This is a genomic window from Pseudoalteromonas sp. CnMc7-15 (assembly GCF_022347925.1).
GTDB lineage: Bacteria > Pseudomonadota > Gammaproteobacteria > Enterobacterales > Alteromonadaceae > Pseudoalteromonas > Pseudoalteromonas ruthenica.
Window position 1 is genome coordinate 314,536 of sequence record NZ_JAKRFT010000003.1, and the last position, 18,457, is coordinate 332,992.

At 48.9% G+C, this 18,457-nt stretch carries 17 protein-coding genes; 6 read left to right on the forward strand and 11 right to left on the reverse strand.

The annotated features are described in order from the left end of the window. The first annotated feature begins 109 nt into the window (after positions 1–109). The 5 genes from pcnB to MHM95_RS08775 are packed head-to-tail and all read left to right on the forward strand — an operon-like array spanning position 110 to position 3,827. Positions 110–1,420, forward strand: coding sequence for a polynucleotide adenylyltransferase PcnB (gene pcnB / locus MHM95_RS08755; protein WP_239385229.1), 1,311 nt, complete (start codon positions 110–112; stop codon positions 1,418–1,420). Next, entirely contained in the window at positions 1,420–1,899 is a 480-nt protein-coding gene (folK, locus tag MHM95_RS08760; protein ID WP_239385056.1) for a 2-amino-4-hydroxy-6-hydroxymethyldihydropteridine diphosphokinase, read from the forward strand. The genes pcnB and folK overlap by 1 nt, the downstream gene beginning before the upstream one ends. A 12-nt stretch (positions 1,900–1,911) precedes the next feature. Then, positions 1,912–2,706: a 3-methyl-2-oxobutanoate hydroxymethyltransferase gene (gene panB, locus MHM95_RS08765; RefSeq protein WP_053910018.1), complete on the forward strand. Its 795-nt coding sequence runs from the start codon at positions 1,912–1,914 to the stop codon at positions 2,704–2,706. Between the two features lie 12 nt (positions 2,707–2,718). Further along, a complete protein-coding gene (panC, locus tag MHM95_RS08770; RefSeq protein WP_045979689.1) occupies positions 2,719–3,570 on the forward strand; it encodes a pantoate--beta-alanine ligase in 852 nt (283 codons plus the stop codon). Positions 3,571–3,590: 20 nt separating this feature from the next. After that, complete coding sequence (locus MHM95_RS08775; RefSeq protein ID WP_026111017.1) at positions 3,591–3,827, forward strand: hypothetical protein; 237 nt, start codon at positions 3,591–3,593, stop codon at positions 3,825–3,827. A 27-nt stretch (positions 3,828–3,854) separates the two neighbouring features. Here the strand turns inward: MHM95_RS08775 and MHM95_RS08780 are convergent, their stop codons facing one another. From MHM95_RS08780 to ndk, 10 genes are all read right to left on the reverse strand, one after another. Then, on the reverse strand, positions 3,855–4,238 hold the full coding sequence (locus MHM95_RS08780) for a VOC family protein (protein ID WP_239385230.1): 384 nt from the start codon (positions 4,236–4,238) through the stop codon (positions 3,855–3,857). Between the two features lie 92 nt (positions 4,239–4,330). Then, positions 4,331–5,791: a ribosome biogenesis GTPase Der gene (gene der, locus MHM95_RS08785; protein WP_022944276.1), complete on the reverse strand. Its 1,461-nt coding sequence runs from the start codon at positions 5,789–5,791 to the stop codon at positions 4,331–4,333. A gap of 90 nt (positions 5,792–5,881) precedes the next feature. Beyond that, complete coding sequence (gene bamB / locus MHM95_RS08790; protein ID WP_022944277.1) at positions 5,882–7,054, reverse strand: outer membrane protein assembly factor BamB; 1,173 nt, start codon at positions 7,052–7,054, stop codon at positions 5,882–5,884. A 12-nt stretch (positions 7,055–7,066) separates the two neighbouring features. Then, positions 7,067–7,702, reverse strand: a complete 636-nt coding sequence (locus MHM95_RS08795; RefSeq protein WP_022944278.1) for a tetratricopeptide repeat protein — start codon at positions 7,700–7,702, stop codon at positions 7,067–7,069. Positions 7,703–7,723: 21 nt separating this feature from the next. Next, complete coding sequence (gene hisS / locus MHM95_RS08800; RefSeq protein ID WP_239385057.1) at positions 7,724–8,998, reverse strand: histidine--tRNA ligase; 1,275 nt, start codon at positions 8,996–8,998, stop codon at positions 7,724–7,726. 113 nt (positions 8,999–9,111) lie between these two features. Continuing rightward, positions 9,112–10,230, reverse strand: a complete 1,119-nt coding sequence (gene ispG, locus MHM95_RS08805) for a flavodoxin-dependent (E)-4-hydroxy-3-methylbut-2-enyl-diphosphate synthase (protein ID WP_239385058.1) — start codon at positions 10,228–10,230, stop codon at positions 9,112–9,114. A 5-nt stretch (positions 10,231–10,235) separates the two neighbouring features. Next, the gene (locus tag MHM95_RS08810) at positions 10,236–11,165 is read right to left on the reverse strand and encodes a RodZ domain-containing protein (protein ID WP_239385059.1); all 930 of its coding nucleotides are present in this window, start codon (positions 11,163–11,165) and stop codon (positions 10,236–10,238) included. Between the two features lie 2 nt (positions 11,166–11,167). Beyond that, the gene (gene pilW / locus MHM95_RS08815; RefSeq protein ID WP_239385060.1) at positions 11,168–13,231 is read right to left on the reverse strand and encodes a type IV pilus biogenesis/stability protein PilW; all 2,064 of its coding nucleotides are present in this window, start codon (positions 13,229–13,231) and stop codon (positions 11,168–11,170) included. A 91-nt stretch (positions 13,232–13,322) separates the two neighbouring features. After that, entirely contained in the window at positions 13,323–14,453 is a 1,131-nt protein-coding gene (locus MHM95_RS08820) for a bifunctional tRNA (adenosine(37)-C2)-methyltransferase TrmG/ribosomal RNA large subunit methyltransferase RlmN (protein WP_022943790.1), read from the reverse strand. Between the two features lie 169 nt (positions 14,454–14,622). Continuing rightward, positions 14,623–15,054 carry a nucleoside-diphosphate kinase gene (gene ndk, locus MHM95_RS08825; protein WP_130148693.1) on the reverse strand — a complete coding sequence of 144 codons (432 nt, stop codon included), beginning with the start codon at positions 15,052–15,054 and terminating at the stop codon, positions 14,623–14,625. Between the two features lie 287 nt (positions 15,055–15,341). Here ndk and yegQ point away from each other — a divergent pair, with 287 nt between their 5' ends. Continuing rightward, positions 15,342–16,697 carry a tRNA 5-hydroxyuridine modification protein YegQ gene (gene yegQ, locus MHM95_RS08830; protein ID WP_022943788.1) on the forward strand — a complete coding sequence of 452 codons (1,356 nt, stop codon included), beginning with the start codon at positions 15,342–15,344 and terminating at the stop codon, positions 16,695–16,697. Here the strand turns inward: yegQ and MHM95_RS08835 are convergent. After that, positions 16,678–18,456: a sugar phosphorylase gene (locus tag MHM95_RS08835; RefSeq protein WP_239385061.1), complete on the reverse strand. Its 1,779-nt coding sequence runs from the start codon at positions 18,454–18,456 to the stop codon at positions 16,678–16,680. The genes yegQ and MHM95_RS08835 overlap by 20 nt on opposite strands. Position 18,457 lies beyond the last annotated feature (1 nt).

Consider the following 18,457-nt stretch of genomic DNA (forward strand, 5'->3'; position numbering starts at 1 on the left):
GAGAGCGATTATCATTTCCAAATTGTTTCATTTTTGCCGACAAGCATTGTCCGCAAAAGAGCACATTGACACCCACTCAGCAACCGTAGGGACACTCGATGAGCCGGTGATTATCCCCCGCAGTGAGCACGGGATTTCGCGCAGCCAGTTTAGCCCTAACGCGTTAAAAGTATTATACCGACTCAAAGATGGTGGCTTTGAAGCCTACTTGGTCGGTGGTTGTGTGCGCGATTTGCTGCTGGGTCTGCAACCTAAAGACTTTGATGTGGTGACCAATGCGACGCCAGAGCAGGTTAAGAAACTGTTTCGCAACTGTCGTTTAATTGGTCGTCGCTTTCGTCTCGCGCACATCGTATTTGGCCGCGAGATCATTGAAGTGGCGACCATGCGTGGTCACCACGAGGCGCAAGACTCAAAAAATAACGTCAGTCAGTCATCTGAACACGGTCAACTGCTCCGTGACAATGTATACGGCACTATCGACGAGGACGCCGAGCGCCGTGATTTCACTATCAATGCGCTGTATTACTCAATTAAAGATTTCTGCATTTATGATTATGCTAATGGCGTTGCTGCCATTAAAGGCCGCCGCATAGAGCTCATCGGCGACCCAGAAACACGCTACCGTGAAGACCCTGTGCGTATGTTGCGTGCCATTCGCTTTGCCACCAAATTAGACATGAGCATTAGCAGCGCTACAGCAAAACCCATTACTGAATTGGCTGACTTACTTGCCCATATCCCGCCGGCTCGTTTGTTTGAAGAGTGTTTGAAGTTGTTTTTGGGCGGCAAAGCCGAAGCTAATTTCCATGCTTTGCGCCAATATGGGTTGTTTAAGTATTTATTTCCCGCATTAGACAAGCTGCTTGATGCCAACCCAGGTGGCCAAGAAGAGCGTTTTATAGCGCAGATGTTTGCCAATACCGATGTGCGGATTAACGGCGACAAGAAAGTCACCCCGGCGTTTATTTTTGCCGCACTGCTGTGGTTCCCGCTGTTAGAGCGTTGTCAGTTGTTGATGCAACGCGATCAATTGCCACATTTTGAAGCCTTGGCTGCGGCCATGAACCAAATTTTATCGGAAAACGCCCAACATGTGGCAGTGCCAAAGCGCTTCACACTAGGAGCACGAGACATTTGGCACATTCAGCACCGCTTTGATAAACGCGGTGGCCAACGTGCCTATCGCCTGAGCCAGCAGCCACGCTTTAAAGCCGCTTACGACTTTATGTTGCTACTGGTAGATAGCGGTCAAGAAGACCTAAAAGAGCTGGCTGATTGGTGGAGTGCCTACCTTAATGCTGATGTAAACGGTCAAAAGATGATGGTCAAAGCCCTAGGAGGCAATAACCGCCCACGCCGGCGTCGTCGTAGCGGCGGCTCACGCAACCGCAATAAACCTAAGGGTGAGTCACAATAATGACTCAGGTGTACTTAGGATTAGGTGCAAACCAAGGCGACCCTATCGCCCAATTACACCATGCCATTACTGAACTCAAGGCTCTGCCGGGCACCACAGCACACCGCTGCTCGGCGCTGTACGCCAGTAAACCTATGGGGCCGCAAGATCAGCCCGACTATGTGAATGCGGTGCTCGCAATGCAATGCACCTTAGGCGCACACCAACTGCTCGATGCCACTCAAGCGATTGAACAACGACTCGGTCGGATACGCAAGGCCGAGCGCTGGGGGCCACGGACTTTAGATATCGATATCCTCTTATTTGGTGAGCAATGCATTGATGATGCCCGCCTCACAGTGCCACATTACGGTATGAAAGAGCGTGAATTTGTGCTCTACCCACTTCATGAGCTAGCTCCTGATTTACAACTACCAGATGGCAGCTCGCTGCAACGCCTCGTGGCCAATACCCCACGCAATGGCTTAGAACAACTCTAATAAGGACAGCATATGGCGAAGATCTCAGTTTCTACTCTGGCAAAGAAAAAACAAGCAGGTGAAAAAATAACCTCGCTTACAGCCTATGATGCCAGTTTTGCCAAACTTTTTGCCGACAATGGCGTTGATGCCGTATTGGTCGGTGACTCCCTCGGCATGGTGCTGCAAGGCAGTGATGATACGCTCGCAGTCAGCATAGAGGATATTGCATATCACACGCGTTGCGTTCGCGCTGGCAGCCGCGATTTGTTTGTCATCGCTGATATGCCATTTATGACTTACAACACTGTTGCTGCAAGCTGCGAGAATGCTGCCAAGCTGATGCGTGCCGGTGCCAACATGGTTAAGGTGGAAGGCGGTGAGTGGCTGCATGACAGTATCCGAGCTCTCACTCAGCAAGGCGTGCCGGTCTGTGGACATTTGGGACTAACGCCGCAATCGGTCCATGTGTTTGGCGGCTTTAAAATTCAAGGCCGTGACCAAGCGCAGGCGCAGAAAATGATTGCCGATGCGCAGGCGTTAGAGCAAGCTGGAGCGCAGCTTTTGGTACTTGAATGCATACCTAGTGCCTTAGCCAAAGCCATCACCGATGCGGTGAATATTCCCACTATAGGCATTGGCGCAGGCAACCAGACCGATGGACAGATTCTGGTTATGCATGATTTAGTCGGTATTTCCGCAGGGTATATTCCCAAATTCTCGAAAAACTTTCTTGCCGAAACCGGTAACATGCCTGCGGCGGTGCAGAAGTTTTGTGAAGATGTAAAAAGTGGTGCCTTTCCTGGCCCTGACCATGAATTCAATTAGACGAAGATAGCTATGCAGACTACCAGCGAAATTCGCTCACTACGCAGCCAAATTAAGTCTTGGCGCCAAGCGGGGTTGAGCATCGCCTTTGTTCCAACTATGGGCAACTTACATGAGGGGCACTACTCACTTGTTGATAAAGCGAAAACGTTAGCAGATAAGGTGGTCGTCAGTATTTTTGTTAATCCCATGCAATTTGGTGCCAATGAGGATTTAGATGCGTACCCGCGTACCTTAAAAGCTGATCAACAGGGGTTGAGTGAGCGCGGTGCCGATTACTTATTTACTCCCACGGTACAAACCATCTACCCCAATGGCTTAGAAAGTCAAAGCTATGTTGACGTCCCTGGCGTGTCATTGGGTTATTGCGGCGGTGCCCGCCCAGGACACTTTCGCGGTGTTGCCACCGTGGTCACTAAGCTTTTCAATTTAGTACAGCCTGACTTCGCCTGTTTTGGCGAGAAAGACTTTCAGCAGCTACAAGTTATAAAAACCATGGTGCGCGACCTGTCCATGCCTATAGAGGTCATCGGTGTGCCAACCCAACGAGATGTGAATGGTTTAGCACTAAGCTCTCGGAATAACTATCTTAATGAAGCGCAAAAGCAGCAAGCGAGCACCTTGTTCACTACCTTGCAATGGGTCAAAGAACAAATACAGGCCGGTAATAACGACTTTGCCGACTTGGAGCATCAAGCTATCGCCCGCATAGAACAACAAGGACTGCGTATCGATTACTTTAATGTGGCTGAGCGCAATCGACTGACAGCAGCGACTGCCAAAGACTCTGAGCTGGTGTTATTAGTGGCCGCCTATTTGGATAAAGTGAGACTTATCGATAATTTAACGCTAGACTGCAGCTAAGTAACAGAAAAATAAAAGGGATGAATACCATGAAAGCGATTTTCGCGTTAGCTTTAGTCGCCGCTCTAAGTGGCTGTCAGAATAGTGTGGAAAACCCTGAGCTTAACCAGTGTGCGCAGCAAAATTTTCAGTGTGAAACCAACTGTAGCAACAGCACCGTTGAAGAGAGTATGACCAACACCGTGTGCGTGGCCCAGTGCCAAGAAATCTACAACCGCTGTAAAGAGCAAGCCGAAAAGCTCGGCGAAATTCAATAACCAAACAAGCCGCCTAGAGCGGCTTTTTTATGGCTCATTGCTGAGCACAACTAAAGTCCCCTCCAGGGTGCGCACATAGGCGTAGGTGAGCCCTTGATGAGTTGCCGGTGGCGACAGTGGTTCAGCCCCAGCGGCCACCGCTTTAGCAAAGCTCTGGGCAACATTATCGCAGCATAAACTCAACTCAAAGCCCAGTGCCGGTTGCTTTGGCTGAGTACGGATATATTCTTGGCGAAAGCGTGATTGCGCAAATGGATGGCTGGCAAAGGCGATTTTGGCGATCCCGCAGGCTAGTTCGCCGTAAGTGCCTTGCTCGTCAATGTAGTGTGTCGATAAACCAAAAGCTTGGTAATAAAAATCCAGCACTTCTTCGACATTATCAACGAAGATAGTCGTCCCTACGCACTTCATAGCCACTCGTTTTATTTCTGAACAATAGCTTAAGAATAGCGCTAAGGGCGTATAAAATAAACAAAAACGGCGCTCTAATTGCGCCGCTTTCATTACTTACCTTTAGACTCTTGGCTGATTTTTTTCAGCTTCCGTCGCTGTGATAAGGTCATTTTATTACTGCGTCCCGCATAAGGGTTATCCCCTTCACGGAATTCAATTTTGATCGGCGTCCCCATGATGTCTAGGGCTTTGCGATAATAGTTCATTAAGTAACGCTTATAGCTATCCGGCAACTCATGCACTTGGTTACCATGAATAACGATACGCGGTGGGTTATAGCCACCGGCGTGCGCATACTTTAACTTCACTCGACGACCACGCACCAAAGGTGGTTGGTGATCCGCCTGTGCCATATCCATGATCCGCCGTAACATCGCCGTGCTAATTCGTTTAGTAGCGCTATCAAAGGCTTCTTCCACCGACTCAAATAAATGCCCTACCCCAGTGCCGTGCAGCGCTGAGATAAAGTGAATACGCGCAAAGTCAACAAAGCCAAGACGGCGGTCTAACTCAGACTTAATACGGTCTTTGACATCGGTATCCAGTCCGTCCCATTTATTTACCGCCAATACCAAGGAGCGTCCGGCATTGAGGGCAAAACCAAGCAAGCTTAGGTCTTGATCGGAAATGCCTGTGCGCGCATCAATCACCAACAGCACGACGTTCGCATCTTCTATGGCCTTGAGCGTTTTAATCACCGAAAACTTCTCAACCACATCACTGACTTTCTTGCGCTTTCGAACACCGGCAGTGTCTATCAACACATACTCGCGCTCATTGCGAGTCATAGGTATATAAATGGAGTCTCGTGTGGTACCTGGCATATCATAAACAATCACCCTTTCCTCGCCAAGGATACGGTTAGTGAGTGTTGACTTACCAACATTAGGGCGACCAATAATAGCCAACTTTATGGCTTGATTCTCCAGCTCTTGCTGAGCTTCGTCGCTCAGCTCACCGTCGTGATCAAACGCAGCAAAGGCTTCTTCCTCAGTGCCAGCCTCTAATGCGCTGAGCTCTTCGATAACCGGGTGCAATGCTGTAGTAAGTAGCCCAGCTATACCACGACCGTGGGCAGCTGCAATCTGGTATACCTCACCGAGGGCTAACTGATAAAACTCCGCACAGTTGGAATCAGCATCGATGCCGTCGGTTTTATTTGCTACCAAGAACACCTTTTTTTCCTGCTTACGCAGGTGGTGGGCAATGGCCTGATCAGCCACCGTCATGCCAGCTCGAGCATCGACTAAAAACAGCACCACATCGGCTTCATCAATCGCCAACAACGATTGCTCCGCCATTTCTGTTTCTATGCCCTCTTCAGAGCCATCGATACCACCGGTGTCGACCACAATAAAGTCATAGCCATCATAGCTCGCTTGACCATATTTACGATCACGAGTGAGCCCGGGAAAATCAGCAACGAGCGCATCTCGAGTGCGAGTTAAGCGGTTAAACAATGTCGACTTACCAACATTAGGTCGCCCCACTAAGGCGATCACAGGAAGCATAATATACCTCTTAAACAACAAAAAAGCTCCGCCATGACCAATTGGCCTGAAGGCGAAGCCTATTTTAGGGCAAAGCCCAATTAATCTAACTTACGGCGCTTTAACGGCGCTTACTTCGCCATCGCGCGTGACAATGATCAAGCGATCATCAGCAACCACAGGTTCAACGTAAAACCCTGAGCCATCAAACTCGTGACGAGCGACTAACTCACCGCTGTTGCGGTCTAGCCAGTGCAAGTTACCTTCTTGGTCACCCACAGCGAGGTAATCACCTAGTACTGCAGGGCCTGTGATATACCAGCCACGCAGTGCTGGCTGTGACCAGCGTTCGATCCCCGAACTCTTATCTAAAGCATAGATAACACCATCAGAATCGACCACATAAATCGTAGTACCAACAATACTGAATTCGCGGTAGCTGCTGTATTCACGCTTCCAGACCACGTTACCAGAGCGAATATCAACGGCAGCTAAGTTGCCGTTATAAGCTAAGGTGTACACCATAGAGCCGCTTACTTTGGGCTCAGTGTCAACGTCGACTAAACGTTCGAACTCAGAAGCACCTTTAGGCTGGGCAATATCTGCCTGCCACGCGGCAAATCCACTGTCAGAAATAAGCACGGATAACTTACCCGTCTCTTCACCCACTAAGACTCCGCCATTCGCGACAGTGGGAGCACTTAGGCCACGCAAGGTCAACGGCGGCACTTCTTGCTCATAGCGCCAGCGCTCTTCCCCGCTATCAGGATGTAACGCCAGTAACTTACCCGAGCCTAAGTTAACGTAAACCAGGCCATCTCCGGCGGCGGGCTTTGATAGCGCTTCACCAGGAACACTTTTACGCCAAATGACCTCACCAGTTTCTCGGTCAAGAGCAACCACTTGGCCATGCTCCGAGCCGATAAATAGCTTGCCATAGGCTTGCAAGATACCACCTGAGAGTTTGGCGCTGTCTGTGCTTTCCCATGGCCAAAACGAGGCGTCTGCGCGCACATCGTTCTCCCACAAGACGTCGCCATCAGTTAATGACAATGCTTGTACTTCACCAAAACGCGAGGCAACAAAGACGCGGTCTTTATAAACAGCGGGCTGTAAACGAGAAAAATAATGCTCTACACCATCTCCCACAGTTTCTTGCCACAACACTTGCGTTTCAAACTGGTTGGCAATCTCTGGTAACACCAACTCATCTTCATCACTGGAAGAGCAACCGGTGAGCGACGCCATACACAGTGCTAAGCCTGCCAGGGTTAACTTTTTCATACTACCCACTCCTTAAGCTGCTGGAGTCTGCTCGGCTAAATCGTCTAACTTCACTTGTAGTAAAGGGTTACTCTCTAAACCGCCATTGTCTGCTGCCGCTTGGTACGACGCCCGCGCTTGTGCTTTATCGCCTTGAGCTAGGTAAATATCACCCTTGAGCTCGGCAACATTGGCCTTATAGCTTTCAGGTAACTGCGTATCAAGCGTTGCCAGTGCCGCATCATAGTCTTTCTGAGCTAGTTGAATACGCGCTAAGCGCGTGGTAGCAATCGCTTGCAATTCTGCTTTGCCAGCATTTTTTTGTGCCCACGTTAGCTTCTCAGCAGCCAGAGCTAAGTCGTCATTATCAACCGCTTCTTTCGCTGCAACGAAAGCCGCCAGCACGGCATAGCTCGAGCCATTGTACTGCTCAATAAAGGCATCACTTTTAGCAACTACATCACTGTCTTGTGACCCAGCACCTTCAATCACCTTGTTAAAGGCATCAGATGCTTGCTCGGCGCTGCTTAACTGGTTTTGGTTATAGGCTTTCCAGCCATATAAGCCACCTAGACCGATAACAATACCTAGGCCTAGCGTAATACCATTTTCTTTGAAAAAGCGCTTAATCGCTTCTGCTTGTTGTTCTTCTGTTGAATAAATTTCCATTATTACCTCGTAGACTCAGGTCTAAATCATCTCAGCCAATAGCTGGGTAATTTCATTCAAGGAGTGGGTTGCTTGTGGTTTTTCTTCACGCAGGTATTTCACTGTCACCACTCCCTGCTCAAGTTCGTCTTCACCGAGGATCAGCGCTACTTCAGCACCGCTCTTATCGGCTCGTTTTAATTGTTTTTTAAAGTTACCACCACCGGCATGTACTAGCACTCGTAAACCTGGCACTTGCGCACGTAACTGGGCAGCAATAACGGGGGCTTGAATACTGGCTCTGTCACCCATTGCTGCAACGTATACATCGGCGTCACGGCGAATGTCGCCGACGCTATCTAATGCTTGCAACAACAACACCAAACGTTCCATACCCATGGCAAAGCCAACAGCAGGCGTCGCTTTACCACCAAGTTGCTCAACTAAGCCATCGTAACGGCCGCCCGCACAAACTGTGCCTTGGGCACCCAAACTATCAGTCACCCACTCAAACACAGTGCGGTTGTAGTAATCAAGACCACGCACGAGTTTTTCGTTAACCTGATATTCGATACCCGCTGCGTCTAAACGTTCACATAAATCTGCAAAATGTGCTTTAGATTCATCATCTAAGTGCTCAGATAACTTAGGTGCGTCGGCCAGAACGGCTTGTACATCAGGGTTTTTACTATCAAGCACTCGCAGTGGGTTGGAGTGCATACGACGCTTTGAATCTTCATCGAGCTTGTCTTCGTGCTGCGCTAGGTAAGCAATAAGCGCATCACGATATTGTGCACGCGCTTCATTGGAGCCCAACGAATTAAGCTCGAGGCGCACATGCTCGCTAATACCAAATTGCTGCCAAAGCTGCGCAGTAAGCATGATCACTTCGGCATCAATATCAGCACTGGCAATACCAAACACTTCCAAACCGAACTGATGAAATTGGCGATAACGACCTTTTTGAGGGCGCTCATGGCGGAACATAGGCCCCATATACCACAGGCGCTGTTCTTGATTATACAGTAAACCATTTTGGTTCCCGGCACGCACACACACCGCTGTGCCCTCAGGACGTAAGGTGAGGCTATCACCGTTACGATCGGCAAAGGTATACATTTCCTTTTCTACGATATCAGTCACTTCGCCAATAGAGCGCTTGAAAAGATCGGTTGATTCAACGATCGGGAAGCGGATTTCTTGATAACCGAAAGAGGCCACACACTGGCGCAAGGTATCTTCCACTTTCTGCCAAACTTGTGTATCACCCGGTAGGATGTCATTCATCCCACGGACTGCTTGAATTTGTTTTGCCACTGATAATCCCAAAAATTCTGTTTAGGCGCTCAAGCGCCGATGTCAAAGCGTCGATAAATTAAGCGCGCCATTATAGCCTTTTGCGCCGCTACCACCAAGTAGCAGAGCAAGGCTTAATCAACTAATTTAACGTCGATTGGCGTTTGTTGTTCTTGTTTAGCGAGGTAATCGCGCACTTGCTCTTCAAGTTGATCGACAATGTTATCGTTATCGATACGCAGCTTTTGTCGCTGACCGTTGATATACAGGCCTGAACGGCGATTTGCCCCGGCTAAGCCAATATCACTGACCAAGGCTTCACCCGGGCCATTGACTACGCAGCCGATCACAGAAACGGTCATCGGCTTGACCACGTCTTCGAGGCGCTCTTCAAGCTGGTTCATGGTGGAGACCACATCAAACTCTTGACGCGAACAGCTTGGGCAGGCAATAAAGTTAATACCGCGCGAACGTATACGCAACGATTTAAGGATGTCAAAGCCGACTTTAATTTCTTGCACAGGATCGGCCGCCAACGACACCCGTAAAGTATCACCAATCCCCTCGGCTAGGAGCATGCCTAAACCGACTGCTGACTTCACCGAGCCAGAACGAAAACCACCTGCTTCGGTGATCCCTAAATGCAACGGCTGATCAATTTCTTGTGCTAACAATCGGTATGCGCCGACAGCCAAAAATACATCGGAGGCTTTGACGGACACTTTAAACTGGTCGAAGTTGAGACGCTGTAAAATTTCCACATGACGCATCGCCGACTCAAGCAGAGCTTCAGGCGTTGGCTCGCCGTACTTCTCTTGTAAGTCACGCTCTAGTGAACCGCCATTAACACCGATACGAATCGGAATATTACGTTCACCAGCGGCATCGACGACTGCTCGAATTCGCTCTTCATTACCGATATTCCCGGGATTAATACGTAGGCAATCAGCGCCGTACTCAGCCACTTTAAGCGCGATACGATAGTCAAAGTGGATATCCGTAACTAACGGAATATCCACTTGTTCTTTAATGCTTTTAAACGCCTCAGCCGCCGCCATAGTGGGCACTGAGACACGCACCAAGTCTGCGCCTGCTTGCTCAATAGCTTGAATTTGCTTGACTGTGGCATCGACGTCCATGGTGTCGGTATTGGTCATGGACTGCACCGCAATTGGCGCGCCGTCGCCAATAGGCACATCACCTACATAAATACGCGTCGATTTGCGGCGTTTGATCGGTGACTCTGAAAACATACTACTTACTCTGTTAACGGTAATGAAAATTTAGCGAGGCGGTTTTTCGGAAACTGTGAAATATCAACCGCTTCACCATTTAATTCGATATCAACAACATCGTGTTTGCCAAGCGTGACAGCAAAAGGCGCTTTGCCAATGAGTTCAAGCTCTTGTCCTGCATTTTTTATATCGTAAACTAGGCGCTTACCATCAGCATCTTCTACCGCCACCCAACACTCACCGCTAAAACGCATATATACACGCTGCTGACCACTTTTTAAGGGCTCGCTTTGCACTGCAGTATTTGCTGTAGGTGCTGCATCAGCAGTCTCTTCACGCTCTTCTGTCGCAGTGTCAGACAGTGGCTCTTGCGCGCTCAGCGTCGTCGCTGATTGTTGTGCTTCGGGAGCAGGTGTTTGTTGACTTTGTTCTTGGATTTCGCCACCTGGTTGCACTGGCTGTTGCTCAGCGTTTTCAGGCCCCTCACTGGATATTGGGTTCGAGCTCACAGTGCTGGACTCTGGGGTAGACAAACTCAGCGGGTCATCACTATTTTGCCACCACCAAATAGCGGAAGAGCCCAAGATGATAGCCAGGATAATATAGCTTACCAGCATCAAGCGGCTGTCATGGGCTTCTTTTTCAGTTCTTCGCGAGAAGCTTTGCATGGCCGCGATTTGTTCACTGTCATCTTGTGGGTCATAACCCTCAAGCAATTCTTTATGATCTAGGCCTACCACTTTGCAGTAAGCCTTCACATAGCCTTTAACAAAGATCGGCGGGCCGAGCTTTTCGAGGCGGTCATGCTCTAAATCATCAAGCTTTTGCACTGTCAGGTTTAGCCTTTTCGCCATTTGTTCTTGGCTTAACCTGTGTTGCTCCCTCGCTTGTACTAAATATTTCCCTATTTCTAATGGAGCACTTTCCTCTGTTATTTCACTATTTTCGCTCATATTTAATAGTTTTGAGGATCAACTAAATACAGTTTCTCGCCGGGTACTAGGCGAGCGCCCTCATCTAGCTGATTCCATTCCATTAGTCGTTGCAGAAGAATGTTATACTGAGTGGAGATATTAAACAGCGTATCTCCTTCTTGCACAGTATGATAAATGTTCGGCTCTTTTAAGTAAATTTTACTACCACTGAGCACGTGATCTGCGCTCTTAAGGTTATTCCATTCACGCAATGTGCTTAAGCGAATATTATAGCGTGCAGAAACACTGAATAAGGTCTCCCCTTTTTTCATTACGTGATAAGGCAGCGCCAATGGGTCATCACTGTCGACCTGTGCGCCTTGAGCGATAAACTCGCTGACCCCTTCACTGAGCTCAGTATTACTTTGCTGTACCACCACATCTTCACTGGCTAAGGCCTGTGCATCGGACGCTTGCGTACTGTCTACAGGCGTAGTGTCATCGCCCGCATTCTGTGCAGGGGCATCACTCACCTGTGCCATTGCTTGCTCATCGATGGGTAAAGATGACGGCTCGGCGCCGTCATTGCTTTCGGCCACTACGTCAGATGCACTGTCAGCCCCTTCGCTTTGGGTCGCTAATTCAGCATTTTGTTGCTCAGCAACCGTGTCGACCTCATCGGTGACGGCTGTGGTTGCAGGCTCATCTTGTGCAGCGGAGTCATGCTCTGGCAAATCGGCCGGTGACGTTGATTGTTCATCAATTTCGGCGCTTGCTTGCGGCGCTTCAGCAGGCTGTTGCGGTGCGCTCTGCTCGCCATCGCTATTATCGTCACTCGGCTGTGCTGCAGATTGCGCAGCTGACGGCTCTGGATTCGGGGTCGTTGTCTCGTCACTGGTATCGGTGGTCGTGACCACCGCAATGTCCTGAGAGTCTGCATTAACCTGCTCGGTAGCACTTTGTTCGGTTTGAGTCGCTTCAGTATCTGAGGTTTGTGCTTTAACAGCTTCTGCGGCTGTATCCACCTCAGTATTTGCTGCTTCTACCTTGTCATTTGTGGTTGCTGTATCGTCATTTGCAACTAGGTCGCTATTTTCATGAGCACTGTCGACCATTTCTTGAGTCTGCTCGGCACTGCTGGTTGCGGCCTGTTGCTGCGCTGGTGAAGTGATGACTACCGGCGCTGTGGTAGGTGTTGTCGAGGTGCTCGACTTCTTCTTCATCACCTTGATTTTTGGCTTAGCAACGATGCGGTCATCTTGCATCACCCCTTGCAACTCAGAAAGTTGGTGTTTGCGATACTGCTCTCGCAACTGTTCAAACTCACTGGCGCTATAGCGCTGCTCGCGGACAATACGCGCTTCAATCGAGGACGGGTACGTCAGCTCGATGGTTTCTGCTAATTTACGCGCATCTTCCACATGACCCATACGATCTTGAATCAAATAACCAAGTAACAATGACCGCGATGAAACTCGTCCAGTGCGCTCATAACGCTGGAGCACCTGCTGTGCTTTATAAAAATCGCTTTTAGCATAGTGCACTGCAGCTAAATTAATGAGGCTGGAAGCACGTAAAGAACTGTGATTCAACGCTTCTTCAAGGTAGGACTCAGCGGCATCAAATTTATCAAATTCGAGTGCGCACAAAGCTAAGTTTTCGTAGCTTTCCGCCACCCGTAAATAGCTTGGAATTTCAATTGCTGACATAAACTTGTCAACCGCGCCTTCATAATCGCCAATATCACATAAAAACACCCCATAATTATTCAAGGTGTTTGGATCATTCGGCTCGAGCTCAATTGCACGTTCGTAAGCATCTTGGGCACGCTGATGCTCACCGACTCGTTGATAGTAGTAAGCCATCGAGTAATGTACTTCAGGAAGCTCTGGTGCAAACTTAGCTGCGCGTTCGAGGTTATATTTCGCCTGTGTGCTGTTGCCCTGCGAGAGATAGTTGAGGGCTAAAGAAATGCGCGTACGCGCGGCGTCGACATTATTTATTCGTTTTTCTACTACAGGCCGGTCGCTGCCCACATAGGTGCTTTCGGTTACACACCCGCCTAAGGCGAGTAAACTGACACTGGTCACTAAAAGCTTGCGCATGGCGTCGCCTCGTTAATTCCGTTATTGCACCTATATTACCGAAAAGCCCTTTTGTTTCATCTATTTTTTAACAAAAGGGCGATATTTTCTGTTATTGAGCCACATTTATAGCGATAGCGCTCTTTTCTCGCTCTTTTCTCTTGGCCAAACGTTTGGTTCTATCGACCACATCACCCACCAGCTGACCACATGCGGCGTCGATATCATCGCCTCGGGTACGACGCACGATGGTGGTAATACCGGCCCCTTGCAGTACCTTAGAGAAGCGGTCGATACGACTGTTGCTTGAGCGCCCGTAATCATTACCAGGGAAAGGGTTAAAAGGAATCAAGTTAACCTTCGATGGCGTGCCTTTAAGTACTTTCACTAATTCATGGGCATGATCGGTGCTGTCATTGACTTCTTGCAGCATCACATACTCAATGGTGATGTCTTTATTCGCTTTTGAACCGTCAATATAACGGCGACACGCCGCTAAAAACTCTTCAATAGGGTACTTTTTATTAATCGGCACTAGCTCATCACGCAATTCGTTATTCGGAGCGTGTAAGGAGATAGCCAAGGCCACGTCTATTTGCTCTTTTAACAAATCAAGCGCTGGAACCACACCTGAAGTACTCAAGGTAACGCGACGCTTCGATAAACCAAACGCCCAATCATCCATCATCAATTCCATCGCCGGAACCACGTTTTTCAAATTCAGCAGTGGCTCTCCCATGCCCATCATCACCACATTGGTGATAGGACGACGGGTGCTGTCACCGTGCAGACCGATATCACGGGCTACACGCCATACCTGACCGATGATTTCAGAAACCTTGAGGTTACGGTTAAAGCCCTGTTGTGCAGTCGAGCAGAAAGTACATTCCAATGCACAACCCACTTGCGACGATACGCACAAGGTGGCGCGATCTTTTTCCGGGATCCAAACGGTTTCTACCTCTTGGCCACCATCGAGTAGCAAGGCATATTTGATAGTGCCATCGCTGGATGGCTGCTTTACCGAAATTTCCGGAGCGCGAATCTCACACTCAGCACTCAGTCGCGCTTTGAGTTTTTTATTGAGATTGGTCATGTCGTCGAAATTGTCGATGCCAAAATGGTAAATCCACTTCATCACCTGATCGGCGCGGAACGGCTTTTCACCAATGGATGCGAAATACTCGCGCATTCCTTGGCGATTAAAATCGAGTAAATTGATTTTTTTCTCAGTCGTGGCCATGAACAAACCTCTATCAGGTGACGGATAAAACGAAGGTGGCAAATTGTACACAATTTAACCATTATAGCAATTCCTTAGCACACTGGCTGCAGTGCCAATAAACTAAGGAATTACAAGGACAAGAAAAGGGCCCGAAAGCCCTTCCCGCGACTGTTGTCGTAGCTCGAAATTAACGAGTACGAGGACAGATTTCTTCTTCAGCGAAGAAGTAAGCGATTTCGCGAGCCGCAGACTCTGGCGCGTCAGAACCGTGTACTGCGTTTTCGTCGATGCTTTCTGCGTAGTCAGCACGTAGTGTGCCAGCAGCCGCTTCCGCAGGGTTAGTCGCACCCATGATTTCGCGGTTTTTACGGATTGCATCTTCACCTTCAAGAACTTGCACCATTACTGGGCCAGAAGTCATGAAAGAAACAAGGGCACCGAAGAAAGGACGCTCTTTGTGTTCAGCGTAGAAGCCTTCAGCTTGCTCTTGTGATAGGTGAACCATTTTTGATGCAACGATCTTAAGACCTGCAGTTTCGAAACGGTTGTAGATTGCACCGATGTGGTTTTTAGCTACCGCATCAGGCTTAACGATAGAGAAAGTGCGCTCTAAAGCCATGTTTTGCTCCAAATAACGTTAAATTTTAAGTGTTAAACTTTACCGGGCGCGAATTATACGCGCTTTAGCGTGAAAATCCTACTACATTGTTACGCCCGTGAGCTTAGTGAATAAACAAGTCAGGGCGATGACAACCCCGTTTCGGTGATGATGTGCTCTACCGCCCTACTGTGCTTACCACGCTGACGCAATAGCAAAAGCTGATCCATATCAAACCATCCTAGCGCCCTCACCGCTACACTGCCGAGCTATTTTTTCACTGACCTGGACTCAGTTAAGGAATCATTATGTCTGTATTTTCACCAGAGCTGCTCAGCCCTGCGGGTAGTTTAAAAAATATGCGCTACGCCTTTGCCTATGGCGCGGATGCCGTCTATGCGGGACAGCCTCGCTATAGTTTGCGAGTTCGAAACAACGAGTTTAACCTCGCTAACCTCGAGCTTGGTATAAATGAGGCCCACCAGCAAAATAAAAAACTTTATGTGGTTTCTAATATTGCGCCGCACAACGCCAAAATAAAAACCTATTTGCGCGATATAGAGCCGGTTATCGCCATGAAGCCCGATGCCCTGATCATGTCTGACCCGGGGCTTATTATGTTGGTGAGAGAAAAATGGCCTGATATGCCCATTCACTTGAGTGTTCAAGCCAACGCCGTGAATTATGCCAGCGTGCTGTTTTGGGCCAAACAGGGAGTTGAGCGGGTGATTCTATCGCGCGAGTTATCACTGCAAGAGATTGCAGAGATCCGCGAACTGTGTCCTAACACCGAATTAGAAGTGTTTGTCCATGGCGCGTTATGCATGGCGTATTCCGGGCGCTGCTTACTCAGTGGCTACATCAACAAACGCGACCCCAACCAAGGTACCTGCACGAATGCCTGTCGCTGGAGCTACGATGTGCAACCGGCCACCGAAACGCCGACCGGTGATGTGGTGCATAAGGTGGACCCAACACTTGGGTTGGGTGCGCCTACCAATGAGGTATTTATGCTTGAAGAGCAAGGCCGCCCGGGGGAGTATATGCCAGCATTTGAGGATGAACACGGCACCTACATCATGAACTCCAAAGACCTGCGCGCCGTGCAGTATGTGGATGCGCTGACGCGTATGGGCGTTCATAGTCTTAAAATAGAAGGCCGTACTAAGTCGTTCTATTACGTTGCACGCACGGCTCAGGTGTACCGCCAAGCCATTGATGACGCCGTCGCTGGCAAGCCATTCGACGCCAACTTACTGCGCAGTCTCGAGCATCTCGCCCACCGAGGCTATACCGAAGGCTTTTTAAAACGCCATGCGCACCAAGAGTATCAAAATTATGACTATGGCCACTCTATTTCTGATTCACAGCAGTTCGTTGGTGAGGTGCTTGGTCGAACCGCAAATGGCTTGGCGGAAATAGACGTCAAAAATAAATTTTGTACCGGCCACTCATTGGAGTTAATGACACCTAAAGGCAACGTGCATTTTAACTTACAACACATGGAAAACACCAAGGGCGAGCGTATTAGTGATGCAAAAGGCTCTGGCCATCAAGTGCGTATTCCCATCCCCGAGGATATCGACCTTGAACACGCCATTTTGATGCGTAACTTAGAAAGTGGTCAAGATACACGCAACCCGTTTAAGTCGTCGTGTTCGTAAGCCATATAGCTTGATAAGGGCGCATGCTCAAGCATGTGCTCATGTCTTTATAGACAATGTCACTGAGCAAATCGCACCACGGCTGGGTGTTCACCAAGTTTAAATCTTCCAGTGACAAGGTTTGTGGCTGGTTGCTAATGTTAAACAGACAAAAAATACTTTGTTGGCGGTCGGCGCTTTGCCGCCAAAAGCCGAAAATTTCTTGGCCAAGGTGCAAAGTAAACTGCGTTGCATTGGGGTGAAAAGCTTTTTGCTTCCCGCGTATCTTAAGCAAATTCAACATACCACGATGCACCTTTTGGTGATGGCTATGTGGATCGGCCAATTTGGCCTCTAAGTCATGCCAGTGCCAACGATGGCGATTAATGGCACGATTATGCTGGGTGTTATTAAAACGCTCATAGTCGTTTTCGGTTCCCGTGAGCGAGTGAATATACACACCGGGAATTCCCTCCAGTGCCAACATAATGGCATGAGCACATAGAAATCGCGCCACAGCAAAGTTATCTGGCCCCTGCTGCGCTCCCTGTAAGGCATCAAACAACGCGATGTTGATTTCATAAGGCGCTAACGTACCGTCATTTTGTGTGCGCCAACTCACCTTGGCACCAAAGCGCTGCATACAGGCCACCAGAGCATTAATTTGCACGGTATCTAACAGGCCCTCTGCTGGGCGCAGGCCAATGCCGTCATGGGAGGCTATAAAGTTAAAATAGGCCGTACCATCTTGGGCGGGGGGCATGCGCATCATCCACTTTTTCAGTGCTGTGCAGTCACCGGTCGTCAGGGTGTGTAATAACAAAGGAGGTAAAGAGAAGTTATAAATGCAATGGGCTTCATTGGCATTACCAAAATAAGAGAGGTTTTGCTCATTGGGAATATTGGTTTCAGTAATGATAATGGCCTGTGGCTGCACATGTTCTATCAAAGTGCGAAGCAGACGCACCACTTCATGTGTTTGCGGCAAGTTAATGCAGGAAGTTCCGGGGACTTTCCACAAAAAGGCCACCGCATCGAGGCGAAATAAACGTACCCCGTTGTCGAGATAAAAGCGGATAATCGCCACAAACTCTCGCAACACCTGTGGGTTGGCGAAGTCAAAGTCCACTTGATCATGACTAAAAGTGCACCACACATGTTGCTCACCCGCTGCTGTGCGCACCTTATTGAGTAGCTCAGATGTGCGTGGACGCACCACGTCGTCTAGATTGTCACTGACATTGGCCGTTTTAAAGTAGCCCTTTCCGGGGGCAACGTTAGCAATAAAGTTACTAAACCACAGACTCTTACTAGAACAATGATTGATCACTAAATCGGCCATCAGCCGGTAATCTTTGCTGATATCGTTTATATGCTGCCAACTGCCAAGGGCCTCATTGACTTGCACGTAATTCATCACCGCAAACCCCTCGTCTGACGAATAAGGGTAAAACGGCAAAATATGCACCGAGTTAATGGCGCCTTCGGTGTAGGTATCGAGAAATTTTTTCAGTGTATACAAAGGCGGTTCAGTGGGCAGCGTATGGGGTTCATGAGCCTGAGTTTTATTCACCGAGTCGCCATAACAAATCAACACTGCATCCCGTTCATCCCAGCGACTTTTATGGGGTGTGGGCTGGCGAACCACATCCCCTTTAAGCATCAGTTCAAGCAATTGTGCCGCGAGATCCTGACATTGCGCATCATCAAGAATACCGGCGTAAATGATCGCTAAATGGTGGGTGACACGTTGCTCAAACTGGCGCTGGCGAGAAGTCATA